Source organism: Hydrococcus rivularis NIES-593 (assembly GCF_001904635.1).
GTDB lineage: Bacteria > Cyanobacteriota > Cyanobacteriia > Cyanobacteriales > Microcystaceae > Hydrococcus > Hydrococcus rivularis.
Genome location: NZ_MRCB01000028.1, coordinates 12,100 through 28,767 on the forward strand (window position 1 = coordinate 12,100; position 16,668 = coordinate 28,767).

At 45.2% G+C, this 16,668-nt stretch carries 18 protein-coding genes; 12 read left to right on the top strand and 6 right to left on the bottom strand.

Annotation, left to right across the window (positions count from 1 at the left end; genetic code table 11):
• Window positions 1-32: 32 nt before the first annotated feature.
• Complete coding sequence (locus NIES593_RS18105; RefSeq protein ID WP_073600911.1) at window positions 33-920, bottom strand: hypothetical protein; 888 nt, start codon at window positions 918-920, stop codon at window positions 33-35.
• A 91-nt stretch (window positions 921-1,011) separates the two neighbouring features.
• The gene (locus NIES593_RS18110) at window positions 1,012-1,539 is read right to left on the bottom strand and encodes a hypothetical protein (protein ID WP_073600912.1); all 528 of its coding nucleotides are present in this window, start codon (window positions 1,537-1,539) and stop codon (window positions 1,012-1,014) included.
• Between the two features lie 226 nt (window positions 1,540-1,765).
• On the opposite strand from NIES593_RS18110, the gene NIES593_RS18115 reads away from it, so the two are divergent.
• The gene (locus NIES593_RS18115; protein ID WP_073600913.1) at window positions 1,766-2,995 is read left to right on the top strand and encodes a glycosyltransferase family 4 protein; all 1,230 of its coding nucleotides are present in this window, start codon (window positions 1,766-1,768) and stop codon (window positions 2,993-2,995) included.
• Between the two features lie 297 nt (window positions 2,996-3,292).
• On the opposite strand, the gene NIES593_RS18120 is transcribed toward NIES593_RS18115, so the two are convergent.
• Window positions 3,293-3,892 (bottom strand): MiaE family protein, encoded by a 600-nt coding sequence (locus tag NIES593_RS18120; protein ID WP_073600914.1) that lies wholly within the window; start codon window positions 3,890-3,892, stop codon window positions 3,293-3,295.
• 271 nt (window positions 3,893-4,163) lie between these two features.
• Here NIES593_RS18120 and NIES593_RS18125 point away from each other — a divergent pair, with 271 nt between their 5' ends.
• From NIES593_RS18125 to NIES593_RS18145, 5 genes are read left to right on the top strand one after another with little or no spacing between them, the layout of a single operon-like run.
• Complete coding sequence (locus tag NIES593_RS18125) at window positions 4,164-4,910, top strand: metallophosphoesterase family protein (RefSeq protein WP_073600915.1); 747 nt, start codon at window positions 4,164-4,166, stop codon at window positions 4,908-4,910.
• 14 nt (window positions 4,911-4,924) lie between these two features.
• Window positions 4,925-5,995, top strand: a complete 1,071-nt coding sequence (locus NIES593_RS18130; protein ID WP_073600916.1) for a glycosyltransferase family 4 protein — start codon at window positions 4,925-4,927, stop codon at window positions 5,993-5,995.
• A complete protein-coding gene (locus tag NIES593_RS18135) occupies window positions 5,992-7,239 on the top strand; it encodes a glycosyltransferase family 4 protein (protein ID WP_073600955.1) in 1,248 nt (415 codons plus the stop codon). The genes NIES593_RS18130 and NIES593_RS18135 overlap by 4 nt, the downstream gene beginning before the upstream one ends.
• The gene (locus NIES593_RS18140) at window positions 7,232-8,053 is read left to right on the top strand and encodes a glycosyltransferase family 2 protein (RefSeq protein ID WP_073600917.1); all 822 of its coding nucleotides are present in this window, start codon (window positions 7,232-7,234) and stop codon (window positions 8,051-8,053) included. The genes NIES593_RS18135 and NIES593_RS18140 overlap by 8 nt, the downstream gene beginning before the upstream one ends.
• 50 nt (window positions 8,054-8,103) lie before the next feature.
• Window positions 8,104-9,018, top strand: a complete 915-nt coding sequence (locus NIES593_RS18145) for a glycosyltransferase family 2 protein (RefSeq protein WP_073600918.1) — start codon at window positions 8,104-8,106, stop codon at window positions 9,016-9,018.
• 9 nt (window positions 9,019-9,027) lie between these two features.
• Here NIES593_RS18145 and NIES593_RS18150 read toward each other — a convergent pair whose 3' ends face one another.
• Window positions 9,028-9,240: an acetyltransferase gene (locus NIES593_RS18150; RefSeq protein WP_073600919.1), complete on the bottom strand. Its 213-nt coding sequence runs from the start codon at window positions 9,238-9,240 to the stop codon at window positions 9,028-9,030.
• Between the two features lie 175 nt (window positions 9,241-9,415).
• Here NIES593_RS18150 and NIES593_RS18155 point away from each other — a divergent pair, with 175 nt between their 5' ends.
• The 3 genes from NIES593_RS18155 to proS all read left to right on the top strand — a co-directional run bounded on the left by NIES593_RS18155 (window position 9,416) and on the right by proS (window position 13,044).
• Complete coding sequence (locus NIES593_RS18155) at window positions 9,416-10,207, top strand: sirohydrochlorin chelatase (RefSeq protein ID WP_073600920.1); 792 nt, start codon at window positions 9,416-9,418, stop codon at window positions 10,205-10,207.
• Complete coding sequence (cobA, locus tag NIES593_RS18160; RefSeq protein WP_073600921.1) at window positions 10,195-10,971, top strand: uroporphyrinogen-III C-methyltransferase; 777 nt, start codon at window positions 10,195-10,197, stop codon at window positions 10,969-10,971. The genes NIES593_RS18155 and cobA overlap by 13 nt, the downstream gene beginning before the upstream one ends.
• Before the next feature lie 264 nt (window positions 10,972-11,235).
• Window positions 11,236-13,044: a proline--tRNA ligase gene (gene proS / locus NIES593_RS18165; RefSeq protein WP_073600922.1), complete on the top strand. Its 1,809-nt coding sequence runs from the start codon at window positions 11,236-11,238 to the stop codon at window positions 13,042-13,044.
• 812 nt (window positions 13,045-13,856) lie between these two features.
• Here proS and NIES593_RS18175 read toward each other — a convergent pair.
• Window positions 13,857-15,032 carry a helix-turn-helix domain-containing protein gene (locus NIES593_RS18175; RefSeq protein ID WP_073600924.1) on the bottom strand — a complete coding sequence of 392 codons (1,176 nt, stop codon included), beginning with the start codon at window positions 15,030-15,032 and terminating at the stop codon, window positions 13,857-13,859.
• 227 nt (window positions 15,033-15,259) lie between these two features.
• Between NIES593_RS18175 and NIES593_RS25820 the strand changes: the two genes are divergently transcribed.
• The 3 genes from NIES593_RS25820 (at window position 15,260) to NIES593_RS18185 (ending at window position 16,323) form a co-directional block, all read left to right on the top strand.
• Window positions 15,260-15,490 (top strand): DUF7219 family protein, encoded by a 231-nt coding sequence (locus tag NIES593_RS25820; protein WP_425432549.1) that lies wholly within the window; start codon window positions 15,260-15,262, stop codon window positions 15,488-15,490.
• Between the two features lie 86 nt (window positions 15,491-15,576).
• Window positions 15,577-15,753 carry a hypothetical protein gene (locus tag NIES593_RS24305; protein WP_175561172.1) on the top strand — a complete coding sequence of 59 codons (177 nt, stop codon included), beginning with the start codon at window positions 15,577-15,579 and terminating at the stop codon, window positions 15,751-15,753.
• Between the two features lie 273 nt (window positions 15,754-16,026).
• Entirely contained in the window at window positions 16,027-16,323 is a 297-nt protein-coding gene (locus tag NIES593_RS18185) for a hypothetical protein (RefSeq protein ID WP_217651965.1), read from the top strand.
• Window positions 16,324-16,426: 103 nt separating this feature from the next.
• On the opposite strand, the gene NIES593_RS23695 is transcribed toward NIES593_RS18185, so the two are convergent.
• Window positions 16,427-16,615 carry a hypothetical protein gene (locus tag NIES593_RS23695; protein WP_139253742.1) on the bottom strand — a complete coding sequence of 63 codons (189 nt, stop codon included), beginning with the start codon at window positions 16,613-16,615 and terminating at the stop codon, window positions 16,427-16,429.
• Window positions 16,616-16,668 lie beyond the last annotated feature (53 nt).

Below are 16,668 nucleotides of genomic sequence, written 5' to 3' on the forward strand. Positions count from 1 at the left end.
ATAACTACTACCTTCTAATTACTAACACCTCATCAAATTTCTGCAACGGCTCGCTCGATTAACCTTCTGGCTAAGGTCTGAATTCCCGTATGCTCGTAATAATTGGTCGTCATATCGAGAAAAGCAGCTAAATAGTCTAATTTATCCTCAGAAACTTCTACGAAACTTTGAATTTTGCTAGCAATTTTTTGAGGCGTTAAATCTCTCTCGGCAACGAAATTGCCCATCCATCCTTTGACAGAATCAAAGCTAGTCGCAATAAAATCTAATTGACGGCCAACGTTGTTGCCGGGAACCAGACTTTTAATCCGATTAAAGGTAGAATTGTTGTCTAGTTCTTGGGGAGAGAGATTGCCAAGAGTTGACTGTGCTTTGAGAATAAAATCCGGTCCGAGGGGAATCAAACCGTCTATGCAGACTAAAGCTGCCATCCGCATCAACGACTCGCCGCTATAGTCGGCTAAAGAGGCAACAAAATCGCCAATGCTATCGCCGGGAATGCCGTTAATTTGACAAAAAGCGACCAACTCGACCACTAATTTAATAGCAAGGTCGATTGCCTGCGCTTTTTCTGGATTGGGGGTAATGCGGTTTAAAAACCCAAGTAGAGAAATTTTCTCGCCTATTTTATTGGCTAAAGCCGCTGTTCCAAGGGCGCTATCGGTACTATCGACAGTCTGATACAGCCAGAGGGCGCGTTGGTATCCCTGAGACTTATCATTAAAAAGGCGAACCGCACGCTCGCCGATTTGTTGAATTATAGCTTCGTCGGTTTCTCCGGTCACCTTGCGAATTGTATTTTCAAAACCGACTACGTTTTCCCACTGTCCCGGTACGACGAAATCAAGCGATCGCAGCACCATAATCGTTATATTATTCGTCGGCAGTTCGTTGACCAGTTCGTAAATTGGCTTACTCACAATTTTCTCCTTTGTCCTTTATTATCGGTTGTCAGTTGTTTGTTATGGGAGAGGGAGGTGAAAGTTCTTCCTGCTCGTCAGTCAACGATTCCTACTTAGCCGTCGCAGTTGGCTGGCTGCTGATTTTCGCTAAGCCATCTAAGTCGAATTTTTCTAACCAAGCTCGGCGATCGCTTTCTGTAAAAGAAGCATCGCGAGACAGCACTTTGACTTGGAAGCGATTGTTGACTAAAACTGCCGTTGCATTATTTCCCTGTTTGACGGCTGGATAGCCGCCAATCTTTTCGGTACTCTGCTGAAATTTCTCGACGGCACCGGGATTGTTAAGCGTATCGGAAATTGCCATCACTGCTACGTCTTTGCCGTCTTTTTTCAACTTTGCCTCGGCAAATCCCGTTTTCTCCTGAGTGTAGACGCGATCGTAGCCATCTGTACCAGCCGGAAAAAACTTGTTAAAGCTGCTACCCGATAGCGACTCTTGGACGATAGCTTTTGCCCCTCTTTGGGTACTCTCTTGTTGTACCCTCTCAAAACGAGAAGGCGCTTGGGTGGCACAAGCAGATAGTAACAGCAAAGTAACCAGCAAGCATGCAGTTAAAACTTTTCGTAATCGCAGCATAAATATTTGTATCCGTACGTAAATCTTCAAAGGCTCTTTTCTATTTTGTCCTAATCTCTGGTTCTTAAGATATTCTTGTTACATCTTTCACAACGATGCTAAAACCGATGCCGATAAAGATTGGAACTCTGATTAATCAAGTTGCATCAGATCCGCATCATAACATTAGACATATTTCATCCTTTTTTAAACCTGTTAAAATTCCAGTTGACCTATAGGTTAGGATATGCGGATCCTGCTTTACTCATATAATTATTATCCCGAACCCATTGGCATCGCCCCACTGATGACCGAACTAGCTGAAGGATTGGTTGGACGAGGCCATCAGGTTCGCGTCATTACTGCCATGCCTTGGTATCCAGTGGGGGAAATTTCTCCAGAATATCGCGGGAAGCTATACCTGACCGAAGAACGTAACGGAGTTAAGATACAGCGCTCTTATGTTTGGATTCGCCGTCATCGAAGTCTAAGCAATCGAGTCTTCTTCGAGCTTAGTTTTATGATTCTAAGCTTTTTTCAGGCACTTTGGGGTTGGCGACCCGACGCAATTATCCTAACCATACCGGGACTGCCAGTGTGCCTTCCTGCTGCCTTACTCGGATGGTTTTACCGCGCGCCAATCGTTTTGAATCTTCAAGATATCTTACCAGATGCCGCCATTCACGTCGGACTGATCGAGAACGAAAAAGTTATTTGCCTGTTTCGCAAGTTAGAGCAATTTGCCTACCGAACTGCTACCAAAATTAGCGTCATTGCCGATGGGTTCACCAAAAACCTGCTCGAAAAAGGCGTTCCAGCTGATAAACTCATCGAGATTCCCAACTGGGTCGATGTTAACTTTATCAAGCCACTTTCAAAAGAAAATAACTATTTTCGGACTGAAAATCACTTAGAAGATAAATTCGTGGTGATGTATTCTGGTAACATTGCCCTCACCCAACCCCTAGAAATCTTAATCGATGCAGCCGCACGAGTGCAACATATTCCCGATCTAGCCTTTGTTATTGTCGGTAAAAAGGAAGCTCTCAGGCGGCTAGATCGTTACTGTCAAGAACGCGGAGTCAAAAATGTTTTATTGCGACCTTTTCAGCCCAGAGAACGGCTTCCACAGATGCTAGCAGCGGCAGATGTAGCAATGGTAATGCAAAAAGACAACGTTATCTGTTTTAATATGCCCTCGAAAATTCAGGTGTTGCTGGCAAGCGGTCGCGCCATTATTGCCTCGGTTCCAGCCAAGGGAACGGCTGCTAGGGCAATCAAAAAAAGCGGTGGCGGGATCGTCGTTCCCCCCGAAGATGCCGAGGCACTTGCCCAAGCCATTTTGGAACTCTACTCAAATCCAGAAAAAGTGAAAGCTTTGGGCAAAAAAGGAAGAGAATATGCAGAACAACATTATTCCTTTGAATTGGCTTTGGATAGTTACGAGCAATTGCTTGCTTCGGTTGGGAATTGTTGAGGGCTAAATGGCTATTTTTAGCTTGTATAAAATCTGTTCCATTAATCGGAATCTGTATGTAGTGCGATCGGGACGCTCGCGCTACTGGCTATTAATACGTAACAGTCAATCGAGCATTAAATGGCTTACAGCAAACCCTCTAACCTAGTTGAGTGACAAAACTCAAATCGCCCCAACCCCTCTCCCAGAGCGGGAGAGTAGCTCTCAACTTAAGACTTTGGACTGAAGTCCCTTCGCCCCTTGTGGGAGAAAGGATTTAGGGGTGAGCAGACAAAGATTTGTCAGTCAACCAGCCCTCTAACTATGAATTCTCGGTTCTGGATACAGAGAAGATAAGATTTGACTTTCAATTGCAGCTAATTCATCCAGACGCTGCCGGACTAGCTCTCGCTCGAAATAGCTATCTGCTAAAATCCAGTAAGTTCCGTAGTGACGTGCCTCAGATGCTGTCAAACTGCGATAAAATTTGGCCAGCTCCGGTTCGGGACAATATTCGCCCAGCAATCCCAATCGTTCGTGAGAGCGTGCTTCGATCAGAGCCGATACTAGCAAGGAATCAAGCAGGCGCTGGGGTTCGTCGCGACGGATTTGAGCCTTTAGTCGAGCGCCATAGGGAGGCGAGGCTAGGGGAGCTAGAGGGATTCCGCGCCGATCTAGCCATTGGTTGACTTGCTCGAAATGGTCTAGTTCTTCTTGCGCGATCGCAGTTAATTTTCGCACTAGAGGCGCGTAAGAAGGGTAGCGAAACATTAAATTCAAGGCGACTCCCGCAGCTTTTCGCTCGCAGTGAGAATGATCGAGTAGGATAATGTCTAAATTGGCGATCGCCTGTTCGATCCAAGCCGATTGAGTGGGCTGTTTGAGGATATTAATTTTTGTGAGTGCAGACAAAGACACGCGATTTGACAGACACTATAAGGCTATACTGTGCAGTTTAACAAACTTGCCCAACCTAGGAGAGGAAGAGTTGGGGACTCGGAGACTGGGGGACTCCGAGACAAGGAGACTGGAGGGACAATTAACAACTAACCACTAACAAATGACAAATGACCAATGACCAATCTGGAATCGGCTCGATAGGGAGTGTGTCACAATAGATGTCGAAAGATGAATTTTCCCGCCAAGTTTGGGAAGCCTTATACAAATACTCCGATTCCGATAGGAAGCAATGACCCATCGCCGAATTGTTATAGGTGACGTTCACGGACATTACAACGCGCTTATCTCCTTGCTAGACGCGATCGCTCCCGCAAGCGACGACCAGGTATACTTTTTAGGAGACTTGATCGACCGAGGACCTCACAGTGCCAAGGTAGTAGACTTGGTTCTCGCCAACAAATACAAGTGTTTGCTAGGAAACCACGAGCAATTGCTACTCGATGCGGTGGGGAACGGTCAGATTGTCAAGAATGTGTTCCAAGCTTGGCTCTATAGCGGCGGCTATGCTACCTTGGTCAGCTACGACAATAACATTCCCCAAGATCATCTCGATTGGATGAAAACCCTGCCCACCTATCTGGATTTAGGAGATATTTGGTTAGTTCATGCTGGAGTTCATCCCCAGATGCCGATTGAAACCCAAACAGCCGATCATTTTTGTTGGATTCGAGATGAATTTCACAGCATGACGCAGCCTTATTTTGCCGATAAGCTCATTATTACCGGGCATACTATTACCTTTACCTTTCCAGGCGTTAAACCCGGTCAACTGGTTTCCGGTGCGGGGTGGCTGGATATCGATACAGGAGCTTACCATCCAAACAGCGGTTGGTTAACTGGCTTAGATATCACCAACAACAAAGTTTATCAAGTCAATGCCAAAAAAGGTACTCGGCGCACGCTGCCCTTAGAAAAAGTCGCTGTCCAAGTCGAACCGTCTGTGGTGTTGTCGAAGCGAGCAAAAAGCCGTTTATAAATTCCAAACGCAAAATGCATCAATGCGGCGTACACCTAATTCGTACTCATTATCCCCATTGGGGAAAATACACGGGAATCAATAGGTTTGTTGAGTATATCGATCCAGAAAAATTTAAAATAGACGATCGCGTCGTGCCGATGGGAGAAAGTAATTTTCCCATCTCTAGCCCTAGAATAAAAAAGCGTCTCAGGCGTTGGATTAAGAAAAATGGAGTTCGAGAGTACGAACTCAACGATTTGATGGCAGAAACGGTTGCGCTAGGTCAGTGGCTGCGAGGTCGTGCCGACATAGTTCATTATCTCGATGGCGAACACTCTTTACAGTATTTACCATCTTTAACGCGTCAATTAAAATTTTTAAGAAAGAAAGCATCGATTGTCGCAACTTTTCACCAACCGCCCCAAGATTTAGAGTTTCTCTTAAATGTCGATATCGTTCGCCGTCTCGATCGCGTTATTGTCATTTCTCCAGACCAAACTGCTTACTTCGAGCAATATTTGCCAAAACATAAAATCTCACTCGTCTTACATGGCGTAGATGTAGATTATTTTCATCCCGCCACTGAATCGCAAAAAACGGACAAGTTTCGCTGTCTTAGCGTTGGTTCTTGGCTTCGGGATTACGATCGTGTTTTAGCTGTGGCAGATCGGTTACAAACTCATGCAGATATCGAATTTCACATTGTCTCCCCAAAAGTTTCTGCCTTGCCCGAACAGAAAAATATTTATATCTACAAAGATATCGACGATACCCATTTGCTGAGACTCTATCAGCAGTCTGACGTATTATTCCTACCGCTACTTGGCGCGACTGCTAACAATGCTATTTTAGAGGGTATGGCTTGTGGTTTGCCGATAATCTCTACAGATTTGACTTCAATTCGAGCTTACCTTCCCGGCAAAGAAGCAATTCTCATTTCGGATAATAATGTAGAACTGTGTGTAAAAACCATCTTAGACTTGTACAATAGCCCTAACATTTGTCAAGAGATGGCAAGAGCGGCTCGGCTCAGAGCAATCGAACTATCTTGGCAGAACGTGGCGCGACAGATGGAGTTAATTTATGCTTCATTAATATGCTGAAGGTTTTACATATTAACCAATCAGATCTTTCTGGGGGCGCTGCGATCGCGAACTATTCTCTTCATCGAGGCTTACTCGATCGCGGCATTGACTCGCGCCTGCTAGTGGGAAGAAGTCAAAGTAAAAGCGATCGCGTCGCGACAATCCCTCGCAAGCATCGCCTAGAAAATCCTATCGCCTCGATTACGCGGCCTCTCGGATTCAACTATGTTCAGTACGTTGGCGCTTTTGATATTCTCAAACACGAGTTTTATCAAAATGCCGATCTCCTCAACTTTCATAACCTTCACGGAGGAACGTTTAACTACTTAGCAATTCCCTTATTGACACAAAACAAGCCCGCTGTTTTTACTCTCCACGATATGTGGAGTTTTACGGGACATTGCAGCTACAGCTACGACTGCGATCGCTGGAAAATCGGCTGCGGTCGATGTCCTTATCCCCATATCTATCCAGCCATTAAAAAAGACAATACTCGCTTGGTGTGGAAGCTAAAAGACTGGGTTTATCGTCGCTCCGATCTGACCGTCGTAACCCCCAGTCGCTGGCTTGCCGGATTAGCCAAGCTGAGTATGCTCAATCGCTTCCCCATTCATCACATCCCCAACGGAATCGACGTAGATGCTTATCAGCCTCGCGATCCGGCAATCTGTAAAGAGCTTTTAGGCATCCCAACGGGCAAAAAAGTTTTGATGTTCGGGGCTGATAGTATCAAAGATCCCCGCAAAGGCAGCAATATTTTACTGCAAGCCCTTTCTAGCTTGCCAGCCTCTGTAAAAACCGAAACCATGTTGCTTACTATCGGCAACAGCAGTGAAGCGATTTCAGAAGTTGTTGGCATGGAAACCCTCAATCTCGGCTATGTCAGTCACGCTCGCTTCAAAGCGATCGCCTATTGTGCCGCCGACTTATTTATCTTCCCAACTCGCGCCGACAATCTCCCTCTGATGTTACAAGAAAGTATGAGTTGCGGAACTCCAATGGTTTCATTTAAAATAGGCGGCGTTCCCGACTTGGTTAGACCCGGGATTACGGGGTATCTAGCCGAACCTGGAAATGCCAGCGATCTCGGCAATGGAATTTTGCAACTTTTAGAGGATAATAGTTTACGCGATCGCATGAGTCGGGAATGTCGCGCGATCGCGCTGGCAGAATATTCCCTCGATCTACAAATCAGGCGCTATATCGACTTATACGAGCAGATTCTGTTGTCAAAAGCCAAAACGTTAGCTGCCCATGATTAGCATCATCACGCCCGTTTACAACGGCGAGCGATTCATCGAATCTTGTATTAAAGCGGTCATCGACCAAAATTGCCCGGATGTCGAGCATATCATTGTCGATGGCGGATCGAGCGATCGCACCGTTGAAATTATTCAAGAATATGCCCAAAAATATCCACACATCCGTTGGATTTCTGAAAAAGATAGAGGGCAGTCGGATGCAATGAATAAGGGGATTAATTTGGCAATGGGGGAGATCGTAGGATTTTTAAATGTTGATGATTTTTATGAGCCGAACGTTCTCAACCGAGTCTTGGAAATTTTTAAAACCTTGCCAGAACCCAGCTTTCTAGCTGGTAATTGTAAGGTGATAGGAGAATCAGGCGAGTTAATAGAATTTAATCAGCCAGCTAAATTGAGTTTGTATGACCTATTAATATACCCAGATAGAAACCCCTATCCCTACAATCCAGCCGCTTATTTTTATCATGCTTCGCTCCACCAGAGAGTTGGATATTATAACGTTGACGATCATTATTCAATGGATTTAGATTTTATTCTTAGAGCCGTTCGAGTTGCCAATCTTTGCTATGTCGATGAAACTTGGGGCAATCACAGAAGATTGGAAGGAACAAAGACTTTTGAGGATTTAAAAGCTGGCAAAACCAACCAACGAATTATCAAATTATATAGATATTATCGCCGATATCTACCTTTGTCTGCCCAACTCAAGTTGTTTTTACAAGAGAATTGGATCCGAATTGTATATGTCTTAAAATATCCGCATAAATTCCCACAAGTTATGCAAAGAAAACTTGCCGATATGTTGGACTAGAAGCGATCGCTGTGATAGTTTTGGCATGAAAAGTCTGGCGAGAAATTGTTATGGGAACTACAGTCAGTGTATTGATACGAACTAAAAATGAAGCCAGAGATATTTCAAAAGCTTTAGAATTAATCCGAAACCAATCTTGGCAGCCGATTGAAATTATTGTTGTCGATTCGGGTTCTACCGATAGAACGGTTGAAATTGTCAAGCAGCACAGCGATATTAATTTAATTCAGATAGCGCCCGAAGAATTTACCTTCGGTCGTTCGTTAAATATTGGCTTTCAAGCGGCTAGAGGAGAAGTCGTTGTTTCGCTGAGCGCTCATGCCTTTCCTTGCGATCGCTATTGGTTGGAAAATTTAGTCAAGCCCTTTGACGATCCGAAAGTCGCAGGCACCTATGGAAAACAAGTGCCACAACCCGATGCTTGGCCGCCAGTTCGACGAGATTATCTAGAATTTTATGGCGATCGCCTGCGCTTGCAAACAAGACTTGACAAATGGTACGAGCATGACTTTTCTAATGCCAACTCCGCCATTCGCTATCGGTGTTGGCAGGAGCGTCCATTTGATGAAACCTTGACTGGAAGCGAAGATCGAGAGTGGGCGCGAGCCATGTTAGGACTGGGTTACCAAATTGTTTACAAACCCGAAGCCGCCGTCTATCACTCCCACAACGAGCCACTTTTCAAAGTCTATCAAAGAACTTATCGAGAGGCTCTCGCCACTAATCGGCTTTATGGGAAAAAAATGACCTTGCGCGTTGCGATCGAGACCTGGTACGGGTCTGTTGTCAAAGATGCCCATTTTATCCTAAAAAATGGCAGGGAATGGCACTGGCTCGCGCGATCGCCTATCTATCGTCTTTTTTGGACTTTTGGCTATCTTCGCCCCAATCTACCTCATGCTCTCTGGGAGCCTCTCATCAATCGCTGGAAGCGAATTAGCCATCCCCAGATCCAAAAAGAGTAAATTTCTTAGTCAAAGGCTTGTCCGATAATTGGCATCGATCCAGCAACGCGGTAAGTTTTCGCCAGAAGGAAAAACCAATCTGTCTTTAGCGATCGCTTCGGGGGGCTGTTCTTCTTGGCCAGCTTGCAGGCTTCCTTGAATCTTAGTTTCAACCGGATTGACTAAAGCCTCGATATCGAGAATTTCTACCAACTCTCCGGTTTGCTTATCTTGCAGTAGCATAGCTCTCCTCCATACTTCAATCGCGATCGTAGCAACCTAGCTAGTTTGAAGAAATCACCCCAAGGATACAATCAAAGATTTTGGCAAGAGCGATTATGGCAATACCGTTAGTTAAGATAGAATCAACATCTTTTACAATGTAATCAGCTCGACCTTAAGCTTTTCTTAAGAAACCTTGCAAGTAGCATCCGCTCATCTTTTAGTATCTCACGGCAGTCGCGATCCTCGTTCTCAGATTGCCTTAAGGCAATTGGCTTCTCGGTTGCGTCAAAGGAAACCAGCGATCGCCCAGTCAAGGGATCTTAAGCTAGAAATAGAGGGATCTGCGGCAGTCTCGAACCAACCCGCACTATCGCTAATCGATACAGCTTGTTTGGAAGCAGCACCCGCTCCCTTACACGCAACGATCGAACGAGTTGCCCAAAAAGCACGAGAAGCAGGATTGAACCGACTAGAAATCTTGCCTCTTTTTTTACTAGCTGGGGTTCACGTCAAAGAAGATATTCCCAGAGAAGTTGCGATCGCCCAACGAGCGTTAGGAGAATCGGTACGGGTAGAATTACGCCCTTATTTAGGAAGCTATCCGAGGTTAGCCAACCTACTAACACAACAACTAGAACGACTACCCGCTCAAGCGAGAATTTTATTGTCCCATGGCAGTCGTCGTCCGGGAGGAAACCAACCCTGTCAGGAAATTGCCTCTCGACTGGGTGCCATTCCTGCCTATTGGTCGGTGTCGCCGACTTTAGCCGAACGAATCGAGACTTTAGCGCGATCGGGCGAGCAAAGCATCGCTATTTTACCTTACTTTCTATTTTCTGGAGGAATTACAGACGCGATCGCCCAACAAATCCAACAACTCAAGCAAGCTTTTCCTAAGCTCAAACTACTTTTGGGAGAACCGCTAGGAGCAACGGCAGAATTGGCAGATTTAATTATTGAAGAGATCGACGAATGGCGCGAGTAGAAACGCAACAGTATTTAGGAAAAGTGTATTTAGTAGGCGCGGGACCGGGAGATCCGGGGTTGATGACCCTTAAAGGCAAGCAACTCCTAGAACACGCCGATGTAGTTGTTTATGATGCTCTCGTCAGTCCTCCCATCCTGGCAATGATTGGCGATCGAGCAGAACGCATTGACGCGGGAAAACGGCGGGGTCGTCACTCCAAATTACAGTCGGAAACGACGCGGATTTTAATTGAAAAGGCACGAACCAATGCCGTCGTAGTTAGGCTTAAAGGTGGCGATCCGTTTGTCTTCGGTCGTGGCGGCGAAGAAATGGAAGACTTGGTAAAAGCGGGAGTCCCCGTAGAAGTCGTGCCTGGGATGACTTCTGGAATTGCTGCTCCCGCCTATGCAGGCATTCCCTTAACCCATCGCGGGCACAGTTCCTCGGTGACCTTTGTTACCGGACACGAAGCGGCGGGCAAATATCGCCCTCAAGTCAATTGGGGAGCGATCGCTCAAGGGTCTGAAACAATCGTTATTTACATGGGCATTCACAACCTCGCCAACATCGTACCCAGACTAATCGAGGGCGGGTTGCGTCCGGATACGCCGATTGCTCTAGTGCGCTGGGGAACCCTACCAGAACAAGAAGAATTGGTCGGCACTTTGACAACGATTGTCCGACAAGTCGAAGAAACTCGCTTTGAAGCTCCCGCGATCGCGGTTATCGGCAAGGTAGTCAACTTGTATGCCACGCTATCGAACTGTCGTCCATCCGTGTAAAGTTAAACATCGTACCTAGGGCTACTTGCATTTAAGATAGTGAAAGTTGGTCGATCGCCGGTAGACAGGCACTATCGACTATCGACTAATACCAATTTTCAGGTTTTCGCGATCGACATTCTTCTCCCCTCTCCCAAATAGGNAGAGGGGTTGGGGGTGAGGGCGATCGACTATCTGTGTCATTAATGAATGAAAAAAGGTATAACAACTCACTATCTGAGCGGATAGGATAATAATCGTTTGGTAAGCGCGAGGGAACAAATAATGCGACTATCTCAGATGCTTTTTGTCACGCTGCGAGAAGAACCAGCAGAAGCAGAAATTCCAAGTCATAAACTTCTAGTGCGGGCGGGGTATATTCGTCGCATTGGTAGTGGGATTTATGCCTACTTACCCCTGATGTGGCGAGTTTTGCAAAAAATCTCCCAAATCGTGCGAGAAGAAATGAACGCTACGGGCGCACAGGAATGCTTGCTGCCGCAACTGCAACCCTCGGATTTGTGGAGAGAATCGGGACGCTGGGATACTTATACCAAAGCAGAAGGGATCATGTTTGCCCTCACCGACAGACAAGAACGGGAATTAGGACTGGGACCGACCCATGAAGAGGTCATTACGACCATTGCCAAAGAAATGATTCGCTCTTACCGCCAACTGCCGCTCAATCTCTACCAAATTCAAACAAAGTTTAGAGATGAAATTCGTCCTCGTTTTGGATTGATGCGAGGACGGGAATTCATTATGAAAGATGCTTACTCCTTCAGTGCGGACGAGGAAAGCTTGAGAGCGATTTATCAGGACATGGATAGGGCTTACTGCAAGATTTTCCGTCGCTGCGGGCTTGCCTTTAGAGCCGTTGAAGCGGATTCTGGCGCGATCGGCGGTTCGGCTTCTCAAGAATTTATGGTGTTGGCAGATGCGGGCGAAGATGAAGTCCTCTACACCGAAGATGGCAAGTATTCGGCAAACGTAGAAAAAGCCATTTCTCTTCCCCCAGAAGTTGAACCTTCGCCGTTCAAAAAATATGAAAAGCTGGAAACGCCGGGAACGGAGACGATTGAAAAGCTGGCTAAGTTCCTTAAGTGTTCGACTACGGCAGTTGTCAAAAACGTACTTTATGAAGCGCTTTATGACAATGGTACGCTGGTGCTGGCGTTAGTCCACATCCGAGGCGACCAGGATGTCAATGAGGTGAAGCTACAGAATGAATTAGTCCGGTTAGCGCCTCGGTATCAAGCGAAAACATTGTTGGCGCTGAGAGTTCCGGATGAGTCGGCGCAACAAAAATGGGCGGCTAAACCTTTACCGTTAGGCTATATTGCTCCCGATCTGCCCGACGATTATATTAGTTCGGTTAAGGATGTTATCTCTGAATTTCTGCGTTTGGCAGATAAAACCGTCGTCGATCTCAAAAATTTCGTCACCGGTGCCAATGAATTTGGCTATCACGTCGTCGGGGCGAACTGGGGCAAGGAATTTCAGTTACCAGAGTTGATGGTAGATATCAGAAAAGCTCGTCCGGGCGATCGCGCCATTCACGATCCTTCTCAAATTCTTCAAAGTACGAGAGGAATCGAAGTCGGACATATCTTTCAGTTGGGAACAAAATATTCTCAAGCCATGGGCGCGACTTATACTAACGAACAGGGCGAGGAATTGCCTTTAGTGATGGGATGCTATGGGATCGGCGTTTCCCGCTTGGCACAAGCTGCCGTCGAGCAATCCTACGATAAAGATGGGATTATTTGGCCCGTTGCGATCGCACCCTATCACGCGATCGTCGTTATTCCCAATATCAACGATCGCGAGCAGGTGGAAGTCGCCGAGAAACTCTATAACGAGTTAAATCTCGCTGGCATAGAGACTCTCTTGGACGATCGCGACGAACGAGCGGGCGTTAAATTTAAAGATGCCGATTTGATTGGAATTCCCTATCGTATCGTCACCGGACGCGCCATTAAACAAGGCAAAGTCGAATTGGTAGAACGTGCTAACAAGCAATCCCAAGAAATTGCGATCGAGGAAGTCGTAACCAACCTTAGAGCGCGAATTGATGAGGCTTTGAAACTCTGAGACTTATACCAATTTTCATTAGTCATGATAGACATTTTTCTCCCCTCTCCCAAATAGTTAGAGGGGTTGGGGTGAGGGCGATTTGAGTTTTGTCACTCAACCAGGTGGGCGTGACAAAAACTATATTTTGTTTTTCACGGGGTTATCACCCCGTCAGTTTCCGCTCTCATCCTACTTCAACAAGCAGATATTTTCATAAACTCCTCAGATGTATGGATAGTTTTCCACCTGCATTGCCTACATTGAAACCCAAAAATTTTGTTTTTTTCGTATTCAATAGACCTCTTGCATCAATCAAAAATTTTATTCAAATGCTTCTTAAAAGGGAAAATTAATCCCTTCCCCTTTTCCCTTTCCTCCTTCCCCAAATAAAAGCAAGAAGTCTAATCTAGACTACCTCCGAGGAATAACAATTGGGACACAATTCCTTGAGGACTATACATTCTAAATTTTTTTGTTTTGTCAACTCGGACACGAAAAAAAATCAAATTCAGGTGGCTTATAAGAGCTTCTCTAGAAATATCAAAGTCTATCGCTAAAAGCTTCTTCCCGATAGACGAGAGAACTTGTGTATAGCTAGTAACAAGTTTACTTAATATCCCGGACAGAGCGATCGTATTTTCTCTTAGATTAGACCAATAATCCATGCGAGCTCGTACTTTTAATTTTTATTTCCAAAGACGGATAGGAAAAACATTTTTTTTGAAATAAGCTGCTTTTGGTTAGGGAACAACTAGCAGAAGAAAAGAAGGTATTGTTCTTGGCTAGACAATACCTTTTTTCCTATTGTTTTAGCCGTTGCTGGGTAGCTGCTAGCTGGCGTTGGTAAAAATTATGTGGTGCTTTGAGTCATAAGTAATTTTGCCCTGTTTTTTTAACTTGCCTAACACTCTAGTAATCGTTACTCTGGTAGTGCTGCAAGCATTAGCAAGTTCCTGATGGGTAAGACGAACGCTCAAGCGATCGCCTTGTGGTACTTTTTGACCAAAATGCTGTTTCAACCACAACAGAAAATGGTAAACGCGCTCTTCAACTTGTCGCACTCCAGAAATAGCTAAAAGAGATTCTGTCAGACGCAATCGCTGGGCAATTTGAGAGAAAATAATTTCTTTGAGACGAGGAGAATTGTCTATCTCGCTTAGGGAAATAGCCACTAACTGAACTTCCTCTGAGAGGGCTATTGCTTGATAAGTAGATAGAGAGGTCATACTAGAGCCAAAAGACATATCCCGTCCTGCCAGTCCGACAATGACTTCATCGCCGCTTTCACAGGTTGTACTCAGCTTTACCCATCCCTGGCAGACTAACCAAAGCTTAGTGGGTTCTAGGGGAATAATTTCTCCTCGCTGATAAACGTGCTTGGGGCGGGACTGGCTTAAATCTTGGCTAATACCTAATTGTGGCTCGATCCCCGCATGTTTTTTGGCGATCTCGCACAAGTTCCAGTTGAGTGCGATTAGCTTGCCAGAAGCATCGCGGCTGGGAGCGACAGTCAGAGACACTGGCATGGTTTCGCCATTACGAGGCTGCAAGTCAACTCTCCATTTTTGAGCGCGATCGCATTGGCGTACCTGGCTTAGTTTAGCAGGAAATGTCTGCCGCTCTTGTGGGGTAAAGAAGATGTCTAGCGGTTTGCCTAGCAAAAACCGTAACTCAGCCTTCAGTAGATCTGCCGCTGCCTGGTTAGCTTGCAAAATCTTGCCACGGGGATCGGTTACTAAGTGAGCTTCGGACAAGAAGTCGAACAAGTTTTTGTGGTTTTGACGTTCTGTTTCCAACTGCATTTGTATCGCTGCTAACTTCTCAGTTTGTGCGATTAGTTCATCTACAGCTACCTGTAGGGCTTCCGAGGCTGTACCGAGTTCTTTGTAAACGGCTGGTAGCAATCGATCGGGTTGTTTTTGTACTGGGGCTTTGCTCTCTTGATACAGTTCGTATAAGTTCTTCTGAAAGTGTTTTAGTCTCTGAACTAGCGTGTTTACTTCCACTGCAAACCTCTAAAAAACCAACCTAAACTTTGATGGTTAGGAAACCTCTCAGTCGCTATCGTTTATAGAATGGGTACGGGCATCGCTTAGTTCGTTTCTCTACTGGTATAGAAGATAACAAACCAACTTAAGATTTGCTCATACGGCAGACAGAAGTCATAGCGAAAGCGAAAGAGTATGCTGATAAGAGCAATAAACGGAGGGCATCAACGATCGAGCGAGATTTTTTGTCTTTCTACTCGTGCTACCGAAGCGAGATCGAACCAAAACACCTGATTTTTAACGCTAACTGTGGGGAATTTTCGCAGGGGGTTGGCTATATCTGTAACCTAGAAACAGTCGGAAAAATCGCTGCCGAACAAGGCTATCAAAACATTAACATTCTTTGGAAACAATTGAGCGCTCTAAAAACCAAGTTGGAATTGGAGGGATTTGCGCACAATAAGAATTTTTTCTAAGGCGCTCTGTTGACGAGAGAAAGAGAGAAAATGTTTTTTGTCTCAAATTCAGATTGTTTTAATTTTTTTTAAAAAAGGTTTTCATTATGAACAATTTTGACAAAAAAATCAGTTTTTCTAGCAAAAATTCAGTTTTTCGGGTCAAAAGAAATTGTTCGCAGCCGAAAACTCTAAATTCAATCGATCCTCTCGATCGCGAGTTTAATTTCGAGCTTTGGGCTAGCTTAGTGCGATCGCAAATGCAAGCTGCTCTCCGTCGTTAGAAAGACAAATAGAGAGTGTGGGGAGTGTGGAGTGTGAGGAGACAGGAAGAGGAGGAGACGGGGGAACTGGGAGAGAATTAACTACTAACTACTAACAATCCTCAATCCAAAATCCGCCCTTCTCCTTGAAGAGGTTCAAGAAGCGTGCGGCGGCTTCGCCAAAATCCTTTCATCGAATGACAAATGACAAAGGACAACCGACCAATCCCCAATCTTCGTAAAACCGATCGAGCATAAACTGATAAAGATAAATTAACTGGGTCGCGATTGATTGTGCTCAAACGATTAGCTGTTATTACCTCAGTATTTGTCTGTAGCTTGACTCCAACACAAGCTATTTCTATGCCTTATCTGAGCGAAGAGTTGTATAAACAAGAAAACGCAATTTTCAGCAATTTGAGCCACGATATTTATGGGATTACTAAATCTATCTGGAGAAAGCTAGGAATAGACTCCGAAATTGACGATGGGAGTGAAAGTATATTTAGAGAATATGGAGTCTTTTTCTTACTTTTCGGCGGTCTTTTTGGCTGGATGGTCTATATGAGTTTAAGCGACCTCAAACGCTAGAACTACCAGCGATCGACGATCGCTTGTGGTTTATAAATACCCGATCGCTTTGTAAGTGCGCAAGCTCCTTCGCCCTTCACTCTTTGGGGCGCTTTGTATTTTGCTAGCTCATAGGCAGAAGCGAGCAAGATGCTCGCACTACATCAAAATCCTCATTAAACGATTGACGAGTTTTTGTACTTCTGTAAATTTTAAGAAATCCAATTTTTATGTTTTCGCGATCGACATTCTTCTCCCCTCTCCCAATTCGGGAGAGGGGTTGGGGGTGAGGGCAATCGACCATCTCTGTCATTAATGAATGAAAAATGATATATACAGCTAAAAAATAGCCTCAAAAGTGAGTAT